Source organism: Vibrio sp. KMM 9700 (assembly GCF_058545285.1).
Genome location: NZ_CM178589.1, coordinates 1,412,041 through 1,430,254, shown reverse-complemented (window position 1 = coordinate 1,430,254; position 18,214 = coordinate 1,412,041). Strand labels below are relative to the sequence as shown.

General features: G+C 44.3%; 9 protein-coding genes, 4 tRNA genes and 2 rRNA genes. 10 read left to right on the top strand and 5 right to left on the bottom strand.

Translation table 11 applies throughout. The features are described from left to right. The 3 genes from AC2VOY_RS06390 to hemC are packed head-to-tail and all read right to left on the bottom strand — an operon-like array spanning window position 1 to window position 2,958. Window positions 1-1,233, bottom strand: a complete 1,233-nt coding sequence (locus tag AC2VOY_RS06390; RefSeq protein WP_491830459.1) for a uroporphyrinogen-III C-methyltransferase — start codon at window positions 1,231-1,233, stop codon at window positions 1-3. Between the two features lie 11 nt (window positions 1,234-1,244). Beyond that, window positions 1,245-2,015, bottom strand: a complete 771-nt coding sequence (locus AC2VOY_RS06385; RefSeq protein WP_491830458.1) for a uroporphyrinogen-III synthase — start codon at window positions 2,013-2,015, stop codon at window positions 1,245-1,247. Between the two features lie 4 nt (window positions 2,016-2,019). Then, on the bottom strand, window positions 2,020-2,958 hold the full coding sequence (gene hemC, locus AC2VOY_RS06380; protein ID WP_491830457.1) for a hydroxymethylbilane synthase: 939 nt from the start codon (window positions 2,956-2,958) through the stop codon (window positions 2,020-2,022). A gap of 436 nt (window positions 2,959-3,394) precedes the next feature. On the opposite strand from hemC, the gene AC2VOY_RS06375 reads away from it, so the two are divergent. After that, window positions 3,395-5,917 (top strand): class I adenylate cyclase, encoded by a 2,523-nt coding sequence (locus AC2VOY_RS06375; protein ID WP_491830456.1) that lies wholly within the window; start codon window positions 3,395-3,397, stop codon window positions 5,915-5,917. Window positions 5,918-6,005: 88 nt separating this feature from the next. On the opposite strand, the gene fadA is transcribed toward AC2VOY_RS06375, so the two are convergent. Both fadA and fadB read right to left on the bottom strand, forming a co-directional pair. After that, entirely contained in the window at window positions 6,006-7,166 is a 1,161-nt protein-coding gene (fadA, locus tag AC2VOY_RS06370) for an acetyl-CoA C-acyltransferase FadA (protein WP_491830455.1), read from the bottom strand. Window positions 7,167-7,197: 31 nt separating this feature from the next. Then, window positions 7,198-9,381, bottom strand: a complete 2,184-nt coding sequence (fadB, locus tag AC2VOY_RS06365) for a fatty acid oxidation complex subunit alpha FadB (protein WP_491830454.1) — start codon at window positions 9,379-9,381, stop codon at window positions 7,198-7,200. A 231-nt stretch (window positions 9,382-9,612) separates the two neighbouring features. Between fadB and AC2VOY_RS06360 the strand changes: the two genes are divergently transcribed. The 9 genes from AC2VOY_RS06360 to AC2VOY_RS06320 all read left to right on the top strand — a co-directional run bounded on the left by AC2VOY_RS06360 (window position 9,613) and on the right by AC2VOY_RS06320 (window position 18,109). Next, on the top strand, window positions 9,613-10,236 hold the full coding sequence (locus AC2VOY_RS06360) for a YigZ family protein (RefSeq protein ID WP_491830453.1): 624 nt from the start codon (window positions 9,613-9,615) through the stop codon (window positions 10,234-10,236). A gap of 30 nt (window positions 10,237-10,266) precedes the next feature. Beyond that, window positions 10,267-11,724: a TrkH family potassium uptake protein gene (locus AC2VOY_RS06355; RefSeq protein WP_491830452.1), complete on the top strand. Its 1,458-nt coding sequence runs from the start codon at window positions 10,267-10,269 to the stop codon at window positions 11,722-11,724. A gap of 5 nt (window positions 11,725-11,729) precedes the next feature. Then, complete coding sequence (gene hemG / locus AC2VOY_RS06350) at window positions 11,730-12,269, top strand: menaquinone-dependent protoporphyrinogen IX dehydrogenase (RefSeq protein ID WP_491830451.1); 540 nt, start codon at window positions 11,730-11,732, stop codon at window positions 12,267-12,269. Between the two features lie 555 nt (window positions 12,270-12,824). Next, window positions 12,825-14,367 (top strand): 16S ribosomal RNA (locus AC2VOY_RS06345). Window positions 14,368-14,465: 98 nt separating this feature from the next. Continuing rightward, window positions 14,466-14,541: transfer RNA gene (locus AC2VOY_RS06340), tRNA-Glu, on the top strand. Window positions 14,542-14,578: 37 nt separating this feature from the next. Continuing rightward, window positions 14,579-14,654 (top strand) — tRNA-Lys (locus tag AC2VOY_RS06335). A gap of 30 nt (window positions 14,655-14,684) precedes the next feature. Beyond that, window positions 14,685-14,760, top strand: a tRNA-Ala gene (locus AC2VOY_RS06330). Between the two features lie 22 nt (window positions 14,761-14,782). Continuing rightward, a tRNA-Val gene (locus tag AC2VOY_RS06325) sits at window positions 14,783-14,858 on the top strand. A 357-nt stretch (window positions 14,859-15,215) separates the two neighbouring features. Next, window positions 15,216-18,109, top strand: a 23S ribosomal RNA gene (locus tag AC2VOY_RS06320). Together the 16S and 23S rRNA genes with 4 tRNA genes alongside form the textbook arrangement of a ribosomal RNA operon. Window positions 18,110-18,214: the final 105 nt, after the last annotated feature.

Here is an 18,214-nt window from a genome sequence, read left to right as displayed (position 1 = left end):
TTACTCCTCCTCACCCAAGGTAGTCATAGAGCGGCGTAGACGTTCTGAGATAATGTCAGTAAGTGGTTGCTGACTGACAAGCTTAGTTGGGTAGTCGACTTGAATATTTTCTTTGCTTAACTCGGTAAGTTGTTTTTGGAACTCTTGTACTTTTAATGAGTTTTGATCAAAGAAACGTTGTGACCATTCAAGCGCCGCAGTCAAAGACTCTTGGAACATAGGATTACTTTCTTTGTTCACGCCTTGAATTGCGGTTTCTAGCTTGGACTTCATGTTTTCAAGTAAGTAGAAATGCTGATTTGGTGAAAGAAGTGGTGTGACGTTACCTTTACGTACACGGAACTGTACAAAGTGCTCGCTAAATGATTTCAATGAGTTGGTTAAGTTTTCTTGCCAATCATTAATATCACTAGAAACTTCTTCAGGTCCCTTAGTTAAAAGCTCTTCAGGGATAATTGCATTCGAAATTGGTAAGTCATCGACTTGTTTTTGTAAATCGATAAGTTTGATGACTAAGCCTTCTTGATCGACTAACGGCAGGGCGCGTAGTGTTGAAATATCTTCCGTCATCGCTTGGCGAAGTGATACTAAGCTTGGATCATTTAAAGAGGCAATGCGCTGATCGGCTGACTCAAGGAGCTCTGTTGCTGAAACGACATCATGCTCTAAGAAGAGTTTACGTGCGCCCATTTTTAACAAATAATCCGCTTCGGCCAATAACCAATCATTTGGACGACGACCTTTGAGCTCAGAAATCGCAACTTGTAAGCTTTGAATGCTTTTTTGCTGCTGCTCAACTTGAACTTGCGCTTTACGCGCCGCATCTTGGGCTTCTTTTAATTTGCTTGCAAATGCTTCTTCAGAGCTCGCTGCTTTGGCTTCAAAGTCTGACTTAATGCTGCTGATTTGGCTTGCTAGCGCTTGATTAAATTTTTGATTTTCTTGGTGTTGATAATAACCCAGTCCACCCATACCACCGGCAAGTAATAATGCAAGGATTAAGGCTGCAGTGCCGCGTTTTTTACCACCAGTTACTTGTTCATCTGAGGTTGGCTTTGCTTGTGGCGCAGGCTTTTTAGTTTGCTCTGGCGCTTTCTTGGCATCTGCGGGTTTGTCTGCAGGCTGTTTTGCAGTTGGCGCTTTGGCGTCAGCTTTATCTTGTGGAGTCGAGTTGTTTTGTGGCGCTGCTGTTTCCTGCGCTTTGTTTTGATTCGGATCTTGTTTATCTGTCATGCTTTTTAATCCTATGATAGATGCTTACTAATATGCGCACATAGCACTGGGTTGGCTGCGCTACCAGTATCGATAATATTTAAAAAACCAAGTTCGCTTGCAATCTTTGCAATCCGTTGACTGGGAATAAATAGGTATAAATTTTGTAACCAAGTCATGGTGCCTTGCGGCGTAGAGTGAACCAAATGCATGAGTTGTTCACCACTTGTCACGACGAGGTGGGTAATCTTTTGTTGTTGCCAATGTTGAAAATTATCCGCCGTTAAAGGGTGCAATCGTCTTTGATAAGCACAGGCATATTCCACTAGAGCGCCACGCTTAGTTAACTCTTGGGCGATGAGCTCACGCCCGCTATCGCCACGTAAAATGAGAATTTTTTTACCTTTAACTTGTGCAAGTTCTCGCATTTTAAGCAAGTTTTCGCTGTCTGCAATCAATGGTACGTGAATTTTTTGTCCCTGTATTGAATTCAGATCAAGCTTAGCGGCTAAACAAGTAGCAGTTTTTTTACCAATAGCAAAATAACTAATTTTTTGAGGCCAGTCTTGGCTTGCCGCCGATAAACTGTGCGCTGCCCAATAAATTGCGTGTTGGCTCACACTGATCACTATATCTGCTTGGGCTATCTTGGTGGCTAAATGAGGAAAGTCATGCCCTTTTGTTATTTCAATCAGCGGCTGGTGCAGCGCTTGGATGCCAATATTTTTGAGCGCGCAGCACAAGGCTTGCCCATCATTTGACGGGCGTGTGATTAAAACCTTGGCGGAGCGAGAAGCTGACATAAAGTTATGATTTGATTTCGTCTTGGTAGAGCTTCTCTAAGATTTCTTTCGCCCCATTTTGTAGCAAGGTATGGGCTAAGCTTTCACCTAAGGTTTGTGCGTCACTACGTTTGCCGCGAATCTCACCACGAATGACCTGTGTGCCATCTGGCTCACCAACTAGGCCACGTAACCAAATATCATCACCTTCTAATAATGCGTAGCTACCGATAGGCACTTGGCAACCACCTTCTAACGTCAGGTTCATTGCGCGTTCAGCCATCACGCGATCATAGGTATCTTTATCGTTTAATGGCTCAAGTAATTTACGCAAGCGTGTATCATCGAGACGACACTCAATGCCCACAGCGCCTTGGCCAACTGCTGGCAATGATTCCTCAGGAGAAATATAGCTTTGAATACGCTCTTCAAGCTCTAAACGTTTTAAGCCTGCCGCAGCTAACACAATCGCGTCATAATCACCGGCATCAAGTTTACCAAGACGGGTACCAACATTACCGCGCAATTCTTTGATGATGAGATCAGGGCGGCGCTCTTGGAGTTGGCATTGGCGACGTAAGCTACAAGTCCCGACGACAGCGCCTTGTGGCAACTCATCAACATTCTTATATTTATGTGAGACAAATGCATCACGTGGATCTTCACGCTCACAAATCGTCACAAGGCCCAAACCTTCAGGAAACTCGACAGGAACATCTTTCATTGAGTGCACTGCAAGATCGGCACGATTTTCTAGCATCGCTACTTCTAACTCTTTGACAAAAAGCCCTTTACCGCCCACTTTTGCCAGTGGGGTATCAAGAATGATATCGCCTTTTGTCACCATAGTTACAAGTTCAACATTTAACCCAGGGTGGGCTTGTTGAAGAGCATCCCTTACAAAATAGGCCTGCCATAATGCAAGTGGGCTTTTACGAGTTGCGATACGAATCGTGTCTGACATAAGAATTTCTTTCCGTTGAATTTTATAAATAAAAAATACTTCGTGAGTCGAGCACCAAATTGGCGTTTTTATCTCTAAATATAGCTATATAGGTTATCCTACCATTGTCTTTATAAAAGTCATTGTTTGGATACTGATATTCATAGTGATAAAGCATAAAAAATCAGACAAACTGTAATATTTAGCCACAATTTTATTGTGTATTATGCGTACAGTATCAAGTCTGTTGATACGCAGTTGTTTTTATAGCGTAATTCATGTTAAATCGCCTAGTTAATGCTAGTAAACATCGTATTTTTGAGTTTGGCTGAACTTTACTCAATATGATAAAAGCGTTACACTGATCACATAAAATAAAGTTGCTCAGTAGCATCCCGTAATAAGTCTTTAATAACTTTATTTTCTTTCATTTGGCGTGATGCAATAGGATCTCTCTTTGCTTAAATATACTCGAACTCTCATTGATAAACTCAATGCTCTTCATGAGCAGAGGATCGAGCGTGCCTTATCTTTGATGGATATGCCAAGCCAAAGAGTGTTCCAACTTCTTCCTGTATTATTGCATTATCATCACCCCGAACTTCCTGGATACTCAGCCTCCACAACGCCACAAGGTGTTTCGCAGTTTGAATGCTCTCCAGAGCAACTCCGTTTGTTGAATGGTTTATTTGAATCACAAAGCGGCTCAGTCACTGAAAGCTTAACCCAAGAAATTGATAGCTTAGAGAGTCGAGAGATTCTCGGTCTTTATGCTATGGGTAGTACTGGCTCTGTTGGTCAAAGTACTTCGAGTGATTTAGATGTGTGGGTCTGCATTCGATCTGAAATGCCACTTGAAAAACGCATGGCGCTGACGGGCAAATGTTTACAGCTGACGCAATGGGCGCAAAGCCTTGGAGTCGAAGCGCACTTTTTTTTGATGGATGAAACCCGTTTTAGAGAAAAAACGAGCGAAGACTTTGAAGGGGAAAACTGCGGCTCAACCCAAAACCTGTTATTACTCGATGAGTTTTATCGCTCGGCGGTACGTATAGCTGGACAAGGTTTGTTGTGGCAAATCGTCCCGCCAGAGATGGAAGCTTGTTATGATGAATATACTCAATCTTTATTTGATGAAGGCTATATCGACCCACAAGAGTGGATTGACTTTGGTCCGCTAAGTGATATCCCAGCTGAAGAGTATTTTGGCTCGAATTTATGGCAGCTTTATAAAAGTATTGATTCCCCTTATAAATCTGTTTTAAAAGCTATTTTGCTTGAGTCTTATTCGTGGGAATATCCGAGTCCACAGCTTTTAAGTATTGAAGCTAAGCGTCGCTTTTTCTCCTATGAGCAAAAAAGTTACGGCATGGATAGTTATTATCTGATGCTGGTAAAAGTTACACGTTATTTAGAGCGAATTGGAGACCAAACGCGTCTGGATTTAGTGCGTCGTTGCTTTTATCTAAAAACTCACGAAAAACTATCACGTTTGCCTGCGGAAAACTTTGTTGAGTGGCGTCATCAGGTGATTAAAGATTTAGTCCAAGAGTGGGGCTGGTCGGCAAAGATTATTCAAGAGTTAGATAATCGGCGTTATTGGAAGGTTGAATTGGTTAAAAAAGTTCACCAAGACCTTCTTGATGCCTTAATGCTAAGTTATCGCCAACTTATCCAGTTTGCACGTAAGCATAATATAACCTCGGCAATTAGTCCGCAGGATATTAGTATTTTAGCGCGTAAGCTCTATGCTTCATTTGAAACCCTGCCAGGCAAAATTACGCTTTTAAATGCACAAATCTCGCCAGATTTACATGAACCTTTTTTAAGTTTTGTGCATGTCGCGCAAAGTAACGTGAATGACGTTGGTTGGTATCTTTACAAGCATCCGCTTGAACCTAAAGAGATGATCACGGCTAAATCGCTCGAGCATTACCCTTATTTAAGCAAACTTGTGGCTTGGGCATTTTTCAATGGTTTGATCACTGAATCAACCCATTTAGATGTGCTTGCGCGCTCGACTGGCTTTGAAATTGATAAGCTCTATCAAATGGTCAGTGACTTGCGTAATACCTTCTCTTTGCGTAAACGCCTGCCGAGTATGCAAGCTCTGTCTAGCCCGTGTGAAGTTGACCAGTTATCTATCTTTATTAATTTAGAGCAAGATGCAACTGAATTACTAGATGATGCAGATTTAAATGTTAAAAATGCATTTGAAGTTGATGTCTTCCAGTTTGGTCAGGATAAACAGTGTTTAGTTTCAAGTATTGATTTGGTATTTCGTAATACTTGGCACGAGGTGCGTACACTGCATTTTCGTGGTGATGATGCCATGATTAACGCACTGCAACGTATTTTAGGCAAAATGCACCAAGATGCTCTGCCGCCAGATTCCATCGATGTTTTTTGCTATAGTAAGCACTTTAGAGGTTTGATGCGTAACACTGTCTATCAAGTCTTGTCCGAGTGCATTGATTTACGTCTAAAACCTATGGAAGAAGATCGAGGTCAACGCTACAAGGTTATCGATCTTGCAGAGCATAGATATGGGCTCTTTTTTGAGCGTCGCGGGGTGACAGTTTCTAAATTAGATAGTGGTGTAGATTTTTATGCCAGCATTTCAAATAAGAAACTGCAAAATGCACCGATGGGAAATGTGGTTGATGATATGCCACAAATTCGTCCTCCTATAATAGTTGATACCTATGCGAGTGAAGGTCTCGTTCAGTTCTTCTTTGAAGATGATGATTTAGGCTTCAATATCTATGTATTAGATGAAAACAACCAAGTTGAGTTTTATCGTCAGGTCGATGGCACTAAAGATGATGTGATCCGTAATATTAACCACTTTTATGCAACTGATACCCATGGTATGAATACCGACCATGCGCTTAACTTTAATTTGCCACAATATTATCAAGTGGTGAATGACACGGATGGAACCTCTAGAATTGAGCCTTATCGAAGTGAAGTTGTTTGATTTTAGTTAGTCTTATTGACAAAGAAACCCTCAACTGTGTCGAATACCAGTGAGGGTTTTTTTGTGTATTTGATTGTCTGTTTAGAGATTAGACACGCTCAAAAATAGTTGCGATACCTTGGCCGAGGCCAATACACATAGTCGCTAAACCAAACTCCACATCTTTGGCTTCCATTAAGTTAATTAAGGTGGTTGAAATGCGCGATCCAGAGCAGCCGAGTGGATGCCCGAGTGCAATTGCGCCACCATTGAGGTTGACCTTGTCTTGGCGATCTGACAATTTTAATCCCTTAAGAACAGCCAATGACTGCGCGGCAAAAGCTTCATTCAGTTCAATTAAACCAATATCATCTAATGACAAACCAGCACGCGCGAGCGCTTTATGTGTTGCCGGAACTGGGCCGTATCCCATAATCGATGGATCACAACCTGAGCCGGACATAGCGCGAATTTTCACTCTTGGGGTTAAGCCTAGCTCTTTCGCTTTGCTTTCGCTCATGACTAGCATAGCGGATGCGCCATCGGAAAGGGCTGAAGATGTCCCCGCAGTCACACTGCCGTTGACGGGATCAAAAACAGGGCGTAGCTTAGCCAAACTTTCAAGGTTAGTTTCTGGACGCACAACTTCATCATAATCAAAGAATTTGATTGAACCATCTGGAGCATGACCAGCTAGGGGTAAAATCTCATTTTTAAATCGCCCCTGTGTTTGTGCATCATGCGCCCTTTGATGTGATTGCATCGCAAAAGCATCTTGTGCTTCACGACTGATATGATGAATGCGTGCTAGCATTTCTGCTGTCATCCCCATTGAACCTGCACCTTTGGCGATATTTTTTGCCAGAGCAGGGTGAAAATCAACGCCATGCGTCATTGGCACATGTCCCATATGCTCAACCCCACCAATTAAGCAAATCTGTGCATCGCCAACCATAATTGCACGACTTGCATCATGCAAAGCTTGCATCGAGGAGCCACATAGACGATTGACGGTAATTGCGCCAACTTGTTTTGGGATCCCAGCCAGCAGCGCAGCATTACGCGCAATATTAAAGCCTTGCTCTAGTGTTTGTTGCACACAGCCCCAATACACGTCTTCTATTTCTTCAGGGTTAACCTTGGGGTTACGCTTTAATATGCCTTGCATTAAATGCGCCGATAAGTCTTCTGCGCGCGTATGACGAAATGCACCACCTTTAGAGCGCCCCATCGGAGTTCGGATACAATCAACAATTACAACATTATTCATTTTCATCTTCCTTGTTCAAATTGCTTATCAATCATGCGCTTAAAGGTTTTACAGGATAAAATCTTTCACCATTTTGATGCATGCGAGAAATACGTTCTGGCACTTGGTAGATTGCGCCGAGTGCTTGATAGGGCTTTGCCATAGCTAAATACTTATCTAAACCTAAAGTATCTAAGTAGCGGAACACACCACCTCTAAACGGAGGGAAACCTAAACCATAGACAAGTGCCATATCTGCTTCTTGCGGGGAGGCGATAATGCCTTCATCTAAGCAGCGAATGACTTCATTGATCATAGGGATCATAGTGCGGGCAATTATTTCTTGTTCATCAAACTCTTTTGCTGGGGCGCAGACTTCAGCTAAAACTTGTAGAACATCAGGATCGAAGTCTTTTTGTGGCTTACCTTTACTATCTTGGCTATACGCATAAAAGCCTTTGCCATTTTTTTGACCATATCTTTGTGCATCAAATAACACGTCGACAGCATCTTTTTTATCTTTTGCCATACGATCAGGGAAACCTTGGGCCATCACATCTTGTGCATGGTGCGCAGTATCAAGCCCTACAACATCGAGTAAATAAGCTGGGCCCATCGGCCAACCAAACTTGTGCTGCATCACCTTATCAATGTGCTTGAAATCCGCGCCATCGCTAAGCAATAAGCTAAAGCCTGCAAAATAAGGGAAGAGTACACGGTTGACGAAAAATCCTGGGCAGTCATTGACGACGATTGGTGATTTACCCATTTTTGCCGCATAGGCAACAATTCGAGCAATAGTCTCATCACTGGTTTTTTCACCACGAATGATTTCAACTAACGGCATGCGATGCACAGGGTTAAAGAAGTGCATGCCACAAAAGCGCTCAGGATGCTTAAGAGATTTCGCCAGTAAGTTGATTGGAATCGTTGAAGTGTTAGACGCTAGAATGGCGTCATCTTTAAGTTGGGACTCGACTTCACTGAGCACGCTAGCTTTGACTTTTGGATTTTCAACCACAGCTTCAACCACCACATCAGCCTGTTCAATACCTGCATAATGTAAGCTTGGCGTAATCGATGCGATCACTTGCGCCATTTGGCTACCATTGATTTTGCCGCGCTCAAGTTGTTTATTTAAAAGCTTGGAGGCTTCCGTCATGCCTAAATCAAGAGACTTTTGTGCAATATCTTTCATGAGCACAGGTGTGCCTTTGCTTGCAGATTGATAAGCGATACCGCCCCCCATGATCCCTGCGCCAAGAACCGCGCTACGCTCGGTAACTTTTGCGGCTTTCGTCGCCTTTTTAGCTAAGCCTTTGATGTATTGATCATTTAAGAATAAACCGACTAAGGCTTGGGTGACATCTGTCTTCGCGACTTTGATGAAGTGTTTGCGCTCAATTTCTAAGGCCGCATCTCGCTCAAGTTGCGCGCCTTCTTCTATTGCGCTCACCGCTGCTAGTGGCGCAGGGTAATGTGGGCCTGCTTGGCCAGCAATCATAGACTTGGCAATGCTAAAACTCATCAAGCGTTCGACTTCAGGTAAGTTTAAAGCCGCTTTTTTTTGTGCACGGCGTGCTTGCCAATCAATTTTGCCTTGGATCATATCTGTCATGCTGGTAATTGCTGATTCTGCCAAAGCAGGGGTATCGACAATTGCATCAATCAATCTTAGTTTTAATGCCGCATCTGCTTTATACTGCTTGGCTGTTGCAATCATTTCCATGGCGTTATCTGCGCCAATAAGGCGAGGCAGGCGGACGCATCCGCCAAAGCCAGGAATGATCCCCAGTTTTGTTTCAGGTAAGCCAATTTGGGCACTTGCATCGGCAATGCGAACATCTGTGGCTAAAATACATTCACAGCCGCCGCCGAGGGCAAAGCCTTTGATCACAGAAAGCGTCGGGATTGGCAAATCTTCTAATTTAGAAAAAATACTGTTGGCGAATCTTATCCATTCATCAAGCTTTTCGCTTGGTTGGCTAAATAAGCCTAAAAACTCGGTAATATCTGCGCCAACAATGAAAGTATCTTTGTCAGAGTCTAAAATTAAACCTTTGATGTTTGGTGTTTGTTGAAGTGTATCTAAAGCTGCGTCTAAGGCTTGTAGGGTAGCAAGGTTAAGCGTGTTGACTGAGCCTTGGGCACAAAAAGTTAAGCGGGCAATCGAAGGCTCATTTTGCGTAGCGATTTCTAAGCTGGATAGTTGCAAATATTCATCTTGGTAAATCATTGTCTATCTCCATGACAAAGAGTGGAATGTGGCGATGTCACGCCGGCTCATTTATTATTTTGAGTCGATTAAGTGTGGTCTGCTCATCGGACTTGTGCAATTTTCTTCTGAAGCAAAGTTTTAACTTTTATAGCTAAATCTCATATCATGAATATAAGTTGTGTAGTGTCTCCAAGATTTTAGAATCTGTTGATGTTTTGAGCGATGTAAGTATTGACTATTGGAGAGAAAATGAATTTAGAGTCGTATTCTATTTTAGAAAAAGCCGTCACCTTTGAAGAAGAAATTAAAAAAAGTCGCTTTATTACTCAGCTGATCCCTGTCGATACGGCGGAGCTTGCAAAAGCAAATGTTGAAGCTGTACGTAAAGAGCATCCACAAGCAAGGCATCATTGCTGGGGCTATGTACTTGGACGCGCTGATGATTCCATGCTGTGGGGGTTTAGTGATGATGGTGAACCTTCAGGTACGGCAGGCAAACCAATTTTATCTCAATTAAGTGGCTCGGGTATTGGTCAGATGCTCGCTGTGGTGACGCGTTATTCTGGCGGGATCAAGCTTGGCACCGGCGGCTTAGTCAAAGCTTATGGTGGCGGAGTCGCACAAGCGTTGGCATTAGCTAGCAAAATTGAGAAAAAAATAATGACTCAATTACATTTAAACTTTAGCTATGACATGATGCCGTTAGTGCAAAACTTAATGAATCTATTTGATGTCAAACAGCTTGATGCAGTTTATGATCAAGCCATCACACTCAAGGTTGAGGTGGAATCACGTTTAAAAGACGATTTTCATCAAGCAATGATCAATCAAAGTCGCGCTTGTATAATGATTTCACAGCCGGAAGACAATTAAGGAAGATGAAGTTTAAGCTTCAAATATACTATGCAATTTCGTTCAATTATCCGCATTGTGGGCTTATTGCTTGCAGTTTTTAGTACCACTATGCTTGCGCCCGCATTGGTTGCGTTTCTCTATCGTGATGGTGCTGGTGTCTCCTTTGTGATCACTTTTTTTGTGTTGCTTTTATGTGGGACTTTTTTTTGGTTTCCAAATCGGATGAAAAAGTCTGAGTTAAAGGCGCGTGAAGGTTTTTTGATCGTGGTGTTATTCTGGGTCGTAATCGGTAGTGCTGGGGCGCTTCCTTTTTTAATTTCCGATCTCGTTGATATATCTGTCACCGATGCTTTTTTTGAATCCTTTTCTGCGCTTACGACGACAGGGGCGACGACCATTGTCGGTTTGGATATCCTTCCTAAGGCAATCTTGTTCTATCGGCAGATGCTACAGTGGTTAGGTGGTATGGGGATCATCGTGTTAGCTGTCGCCATTTTGCCTATTTTAGGCATCGGGGGGATGCAGCTTTATCGCGCTGAAATTCCTGGGCCAGTTAAGGATAGCAAGATGACGCCGCGGATAGCCGAAACGGCGAAAGTACTTTGGTATATCTACTTAAGCTTAACTATACTCTGCGCCGCTGCATTTTGGCTGGCAGGGATGAACTTATTTGATGCAATCTGTCACAGTTTCTCGACCATAGCGATTGGTGGTTTCTCGACGCATGACGCAAGTATGGGATACTTTAATAGTCCTGCAATTAATATGATCACAGTGATCTTTTTGCTCATATCAGCCTGTAATTTCTCATTGCACTTTGCAGCCTTCGCATCTGGTGGCGTGCATCCCAAATATTATTGGAAAGATCCCGAATTTCGCGCTTTTGTTTTAATTCAGTTTTTACTCTTTTTATTGTGCTTCTTCGTCTTACTTGCACATGGCACTGAATCTTCTACCTTTGCAACCTTTGATGAAGCCTTGTTCCAAAGTGTGTCAATTTCAACAACCGCAGGATTTACCACCACTGGTTTTGCTGATTGGCCTTTGTTCTTACCCGTCTTATTATTGTTTTCTTCATTTATTGGTGGCTGTGCAGGTTCTACAGGTGGTGGTTTAAAAGTGATACGTATTTTACTACTGAGCCTGCAAGGGGGACGTGAACTTAAGCGTTTGATTCACCCAAGGGCTGTTTTCCCAATTAAAATTGGCGATAAAGCGCTGCCACAACGAGTTGTGGATGCGGTATGGGGATTTTTCTCGGCTTACGCACTTGTCTTTGTGATTTGTATGTTGGCTTTGATTGCTTTTGGCATGGATGAGCTTAGTGCCTTTTCTGCAGTGGCTGCCACCTTAAACAACTTAGGCCCTGGTCTTGGTGATGTGTCAGTACACTTTGCCGACGTGACAGCGGGAGCGAAGTGGGTATTAATTATTTCTATGCTATTTGGACGCTTAGAAGTATTTACCTTATTAATTTTATTTACGCCAACATTTTGGCGTAGTTAATTCTTATGATAGATAAAATAGGAAAGAAGTTGAAAAATTTATTGATTTACTCCACCCATGATGGGCAAACCTTAAAAATAGCTAAGGTCATTGCACAAGATCTCAGTGGGGATACTCAAGTAGTGAGTTTAGAGGATGCTTTTTCTTTAGATCTAGCAGACTACGATAAAGTCTTAATCGGTGCCTCTATTCGTTATGGGCATTTTAATAAGCAGCTTTATCGTTTTATTGAAGCAAACAAAGAAGTGTTAATGGCAAAACAAGCTGCATTTTACTCAGTTAACCTCACTGCACGTAAAGAAGGTAAAGATACCCCAGAAGGCAGTTCGTATATCCAGAAGTTTTTGCAAAAGTCGAATTGGCAACCTTCTATGATTGGCGTCTTCGCTGGTGCTCTTTATTACCCGCGTTATAAATTTGTTGATCGCATGATGATAAAGCTGATCATGACGCTTACTAAAGGCGAAACCGATACATCAAAAGAAGTTGAATATACAAACTGGGATAATGTTAAAAAATTCAGCCGAAACTTTAATGAAATGTAATCTATAAATTAGTTTTGTGTTGTTTTTAGGGCTCTTAGGAAGAAAATGCAAAAAAACTTAAAAAAGTTCAAAAAAGTACTTGCCAAGAAAAATTATCTCCTTATAATGCGCCCTCACAAACACGGCGGACTGCTTAATAAAGCAAGAGGTTAAGCTAGATAACTAGCAAAGTGTTGCGGTTGTTTTTCATTTTAAATGAAAGCGAAAAAAATAAAAAAAGTGTTTGACACTTACATTTGATTCGTTAAAATAATCGCCCTGTTCAGAGAGTTTTAACTCTTACTGAACAAGCTCTTTAACAATTTAAACCTATCAATCTGTGTGGGCACTCGTTGATTGTACAATTAGACTTCTTAGTTTACTAAGAGTCAAAATTTCAATGAACTAGTGACCAAATCGAGATTTTTTATCGTTTTACGATATAGAAAACTTGGCACAGTCAATTCATTATCTTTCTGTTGGAAAGATAATAGCTTTAGAATTACATCTTATCTTCGGGTAAGAATTAGTTTTGAAGTCAGTATTCATTGAGCTTGTCGAAAGACACAAAATCTTAAATTGAAGAGTTTGATCATGGCTCAGATTGAACGCTGGCGGCAGGCCTAACACATGCAAGTCGAGCGGAAACGAGAAGGTGCTTGCACCTTCGGCGTCGAGCGGCGGACGGGTGAGTAATGCATAGGAAATTGCCCTAATGTGGGGGATAACTATTGGAAACGATAGCTAATACCGCATAATGCCTTCGGGCCAAAGCAGGGGACCTTCGGGCCTTGCGCGTTAGGATATGCCTATGTGGGATTAGCTAGTTGGTGAGGTAATGGCTCACCAAGGCGACGATCCCTAGCTGGTCTGAGAGGATGATCAGCCACACTGGGACTGAGACACGGCCCAGACTCCTACGGGAGGCAGCAGTGGGGAATATTGCACAATGGGCGAAAGCCTGATGCAGCCATGCCGCGTGTATGAAGAAGGCCTTCGGGTTGTAAAGTACTTTCAGTTGTGAGGAAGGTAGCGTAGCTAATAACTGCGTTACTTGACGTTAGCAACAGAAGAAGCACCGGCTAACTCCGTGCCAGCAGCCGCGGTAATACGGAGGGTGCGAGCGTTAATCGGAATTACTGGGCGTAAAGCGCATGCAGGTGGTTTGTTAAGTCAGATGTGAAAGCCCGAGGCTCAACCTCGGAACTGCATTTGAAACTGGCAGGCTAGAGTACTGTAGAGGGGGGTAGAATTTCAGGTGTAGCGGTGAAATGCGTAGAGATCTGAAGGAATACCAGTGGCGAAGGCGGCCCCCTGGACAGATACTGACACTCAGATGCGAAAGCGTGGGGAGCAAACAGGATTAGATACCCTGGTAGTCCACGCCGTAAACGATGTCTACTTGGAGGTTGTGGCCTTGAGCCGTGGCTTTCGGAGCTAACGCGTTAAGTAGACCGCCTGGGGAGTACGGTCGCAAGATTAAAACTCAAATGAATTGACGGGGGCCCGCACAAGCGGTGGAGCATGTGGTTTAATTCGATGCAACGCGAAGAACCTTACCTACTCTTGACATCTACAGAACTTAGCAGAGATGCTTTGGTGCCTTCGGGAACTGTAAGACAGGTGCTGCATGGCTGTCGTCAGCTCGTGTTGTGAAATGTTGGGTTAAGTCCCGCAACGAGCGCAACCCTTATCCTTGTTTGCCAGCACGTAATGGTGGGAACTCCAGGGAGACTGCCGGTGATAAACCGGAGGAAGGTGGGGACGACGTCAAGTCATCATGGCCCTTACGAGTAGGGCTACACACGTGCTACAATGGCGCATACAGAGGGCAGCCAACTTGCGAAAGTGAGCGAATCCCAAAAAGTGCGTCGTAGTCCGGATTGGAGTCTGCAACTCGACTCCATGAAGTCGGAATCGCTAGTAATCGTGGATCAGAATGCCACGGTGAATACGTTCCCGGGCCTTGTACACACCGCCCGTCACACCATGGGAGTGGGCTGCAAAAGAAGTAGGTAGTTTAACCTTCGGGAGGACGCTTACCACTTTGTGGTTCATGACTGGGGTGAAGTCGTAACAAGGTAGCCCTAGGGGAACCTGGGGCTGGATCACCTCCTTATACGAAATGTGCATAGATGAGTGTTCACACAGATTGATACGGTTTATAAGTAAAGAGAATTGATGCTCCCAAGCATCACACCGAAAGGTATCCATAGTGTCCCGTTCGTCTAGAGGCCTAGGACACCGCCCTTTCACGGCGGTAACAGGGGTTCGACTCCCCTACGGGATACCACTATTTCTTTTGATTGCCATAAGGCAGTTGAAAAAATGGGTCGTTAGCTCAGTTGGTAGAGCAGTTGACTTTTAATCAATTGGTCGCAGGTTCGAATCCTGCACGACCCACCATTCCTTCCACGGGAATGCGCTTTAAATAATGGGGCTATAGCTCAGCTGGGAGAGCGCCTGCCTTGCACGCAGGAGGTCTGCGGTTCGATCCCGCATAGCTCCACCATTATTTAAGCTCAAAACAATGTGGGCGATTAGCTCAGTTGGGAGAGCACCTCCCTTACAAGGAGGGGGTCACTGGTTCGAGCCCGGTATCGCCCACCACTCTTTAAGTATTTTTGGAAACGGATTCCAAACTAGGGGTTTTTACTCTTGGTTCGGATTTTTGCCGCCGAAAGTCTTTAAAAAGTGTTTTATTGTAAAATAAAAACTCTTTGCTCTTTAACAATTTGGAAAGCTGACGAAATAATAAATTTCAATTTTTATTATTTCACCAAAAGTTCTCAATCTTATCTTTTAAGATAAGTAAACAAACACACATTTAAGTGTCTTGGCATTAAATTACTTAGTAATTTAATGTATCTATTGAGTCCGGCAATCGATATTTAGATTAACCCTCTAAATATCAAAAACAAATCTTATTTGTTTGGTATACAACACTAAAACTTTTTAGGGTTGTATGGTTAAGTGAATAAGCGTACACGGCGAATGCCTTGGCAGTCAGAGGCGATGAAGGACGTATTAACTTGCGATAAGCCCAGATTAGGTAGTAAAAACCACTTGAGTCTGGGATTTCCGAATGGGGAAACCCACATGCATAAGCATGTATCATTAACTGAATACATAGGTTAATGAGGCGAACCGGGGGAACTGAAACATCTAAGTACCCCGAGGAGAAGAAATCAACCGAGATTCTGAAAGTAGCGGCGAGCGAAATCGGATTAGCCCTTAAGCTTTTGATGAGGCAGGTGAACAAGCTGGAAAGCTTGGCGATACAGGGTGATAGCCCCGTAACCAACACCTCATAATCAGTGAAATCGAGTAAGGCGGGGCACGTGAAACCTTGTCTGAACATGGGGGGACCATCCTCCAAGGCTAAATACTACTGACTGACCGATAGTGAACCAGTACCGTGAGGGAAAGGCGAAAAGAACCCCTGTGAGGGGAGTGAAATAGAACCTGAAACCGTGTACGTACAAGCAGTAGGAGCACCTTCGTGGTGTGACTGCGTACCTTTTGTATAATGGGTCAGCGACTTATATTTAGTAGCAAGGTTAACCGTTTAGGGGAGCCGTAGGGAAACCGAGTCTTAACTGGGCGTCGAGTTGCTAGGTATAGACCCGAAACCAGGTGATCTAGCCATGGGCAGGTTGAAGGTTGAGTAACATCAACTGGAGGACCGAACCGACTAATGTTGAAAAATTAGCGGATGACTTGTGGCTAGGGGTGAAAGGCCAATCAAACCTGGAGATAGCTGGTTCTCCCCGAAAGCTATTTAGGTAGCGCCTCGGATGAATACTACTGGGGGTAGAGCACTGTTAAGGCTAGGGGGTCATCCCGACTTACCAACCCTTTGCAAACTCCGAATACCAGTAAGTACTATCCGGGAGACACACGGCGGGTGCTAACGTCCGTCGTGGAGAGGGAAACAACCCAGACCGCCAGCTAAGGTCCCAAATTATAGCTAAGTGGGAAACGATGTGGGAAGGCTAAAACAGCTAGGATGTTGGCTTAGAAGCAGCCATCATTTAAAGAAAGCGTAATAGCTCACTAGTCGAGTCGGCCTGCGCGGAAGATGTAACGGGGCTAAGCTATAAACCGAAGCTGCGGCTGCATATTCTTACGAATATGCGGGGTAGGGGAGCGTTCTGTAAGCCGTTGAAGGTGGTCTGTAAGGGCTGCTGGAGGTATCAGAAGTGCGAATGCTGACATGAGTAACGATAAAGGGAGTGAAAAACTCCCTCGCCGGAAGACCAAGGGTTCCTGTCCAACGTTAATCGGGGCAGGGTAAGTCGACCCCTAAGGCGAGGCAGAAATGCGTAGTCGATGGGAAACGGGTTAATATTCCCGTACTTCTTACAATTGCGATGGGGGGACGGAGAAGGCTAGGTGGGCCTGGCGATGGTTGTCCAGGTTCAAGTGCGTAGGCTAATTTCTTAGGTAAATCCGGGAAATTGTTAGGCTGAGACACGACGTCGAGCACCCAAGGGTGTGAAGTCATTGATGCCATGCTTCCAGGAAAAGCCTCTAAGCTTCAGATTGTAAGGAATCGTACCCCAAACCGACACAGGTGGTCGGGTAGAGAATACCAAGGCGCTTGAGAGAACTCGGGTGAAGGAACTAGGCAAAATGGTACCGTAACTTCGGGAGAAGGTACGCTCTTAGCGGTGATGAGACTTGCTCTCTAAGCTGCCGAGAGTCGCAGATACCAGGTGGCTGCAACTGTTTATTAAAAACACAGCACTGTGCAAAATCGTAAGATGACGTATACGGTGTGACGCCTGCCCGGTGCCGGAAGGTTAATTGATGGGGTTAGACTTCGGTCGAAGCTCTTGATCGAAGCCCCGGTAAACGGCGGCCGTAACTATAACGGTCCTAAGGTAGCGAAATTCCTTGTCGGGTAAGTTCCGACCTGCACGAATGGCGTAATGATGGCCACGCTGTCTCCACCCGAGACTCAGTGAAATTGAAATCGCTGTGAAGATGCAGTGTACCCGCGGCTAGACGGAAAGACCCCGTGAACCTTTACTACAGCTTGGCACTGAACATTGACCCTACATGTGTAGGATAGGTGGGAGACTTTGAAGCGCAGTCGCTAGATTGCGTGGAGTCAACCTTGAAATACCACCCTTGTATGCTTGATGTTCTAACTTAGCCCCATTATCTGGGGTGAGGACAGTGCCTGGTGGGTAGTTTGACTGGGGCGGTCTCCTCCCAAAGAGTAACGGAGGAGCACGAAGGTGGGCTAATCACGGTTGGACATCGTGAGGTTAGTGCAATGGCATAAGCCCGCTTGACTGCGAGAATGACAATTCGAGCAGGTGCGAAAGCAGGTCATAGTGATCCGGTGGTTCTGAATGGAAGGGCCATCGCTCAACGGATAAAAGGTACTCCGGGGATAACAGGCTGATACCGCCCAAGAGTTCATATCGACGGCGGTGTTTGGCACCTCGATGTCGGCTCATCACATCCTGGGGCTGAAGTCGGTCCCAAGGGTATGGCTGTTCGCCATTTAAAGTGGTACGCGAGCTGGGTTTAGAACGTCGTGAGACAGTTCGGTCCCTATCTGCCGTGGGCGTTGGAAGATTGAAGGGGGCTGCTCCTAGTACGAGAGGACCGGAGTGGACGAACCTCTGGTGTTCGGGTTGTCATGCCAATGGCATTGCCCGGTAGCTAAGTTCGGAATCGATAACCGCTGAAAGCATCTAAGCGGGAAGCGAGCCCTAAGATGAGTCTTCCCTGGCACTTTAAGTGTCCTAAAGGGTTGTTCGAGACTAGAACGTTGATAGGCAGGGTGTGTAAGCGTTGTGAGGCGTTGAGCTAACCTGTACTAATTGCCCGTGAGGCTTAACCATACAACACCTAAAAAGTTTTGTAGTTGGACTGAATAGAAACACTTGAATGTAGTGTTAGAGAATTTTTTCTTTAAAAAGAAATAACAGCTTTCCGAATTATTATTT

Bases quoted from the DNA above. Each gene is read 5' to 3' on its own strand.
- AC2VOY_RS06390 (WP_491830459.1), bottom strand. From the start codon at position 1,233: ATGACAGATAAACAAGATCCGAATCAAAACAAAGCGCAGGAAACAGCA.
- AC2VOY_RS06385 (WP_491830458.1), bottom strand. From the start codon at position 2,015: ATGTCAGCTTCTCGCTCCGCCAAGGTTTTAATCACACGCCCGTCAAAT.
- hemC (WP_491830457.1), bottom strand. From the start codon at position 2,958: ATGTCAGACACGATTCGTATCGCAACTCGTAAAAGCCCACTTGCATTA.
- fadA (WP_491830455.1), bottom strand. From the start codon at position 7,166: ATGAATAATGTTGTAATTGTTGATTGTATCCGAACTCCGATGGGGCGC.
- fadB (WP_491830454.1), bottom strand. From the start codon at position 9,381: ATGATTTACCAAGATGAATATTTGCAACTATCCAGCTTAGAAATCGCT.
- AC2VOY_RS06360 (WP_491830453.1), top strand. From the start codon at position 9,613: ATGAATTTAGAGTCGTATTCTATTTTAGAAAAAGCCGTCACCTTTGAA.
- AC2VOY_RS06355 (WP_491830452.1), top strand. From the start codon at position 10,267: ATGCAATTTCGTTCAATTATCCGCATTGTGGGCTTATTGCTTGCAGTT.
- hemG (WP_491830451.1), top strand. From the start codon at position 11,730: ATGATAGATAAAATAGGAAAGAAGTTGAAAAATTTATTGATTTACTCC.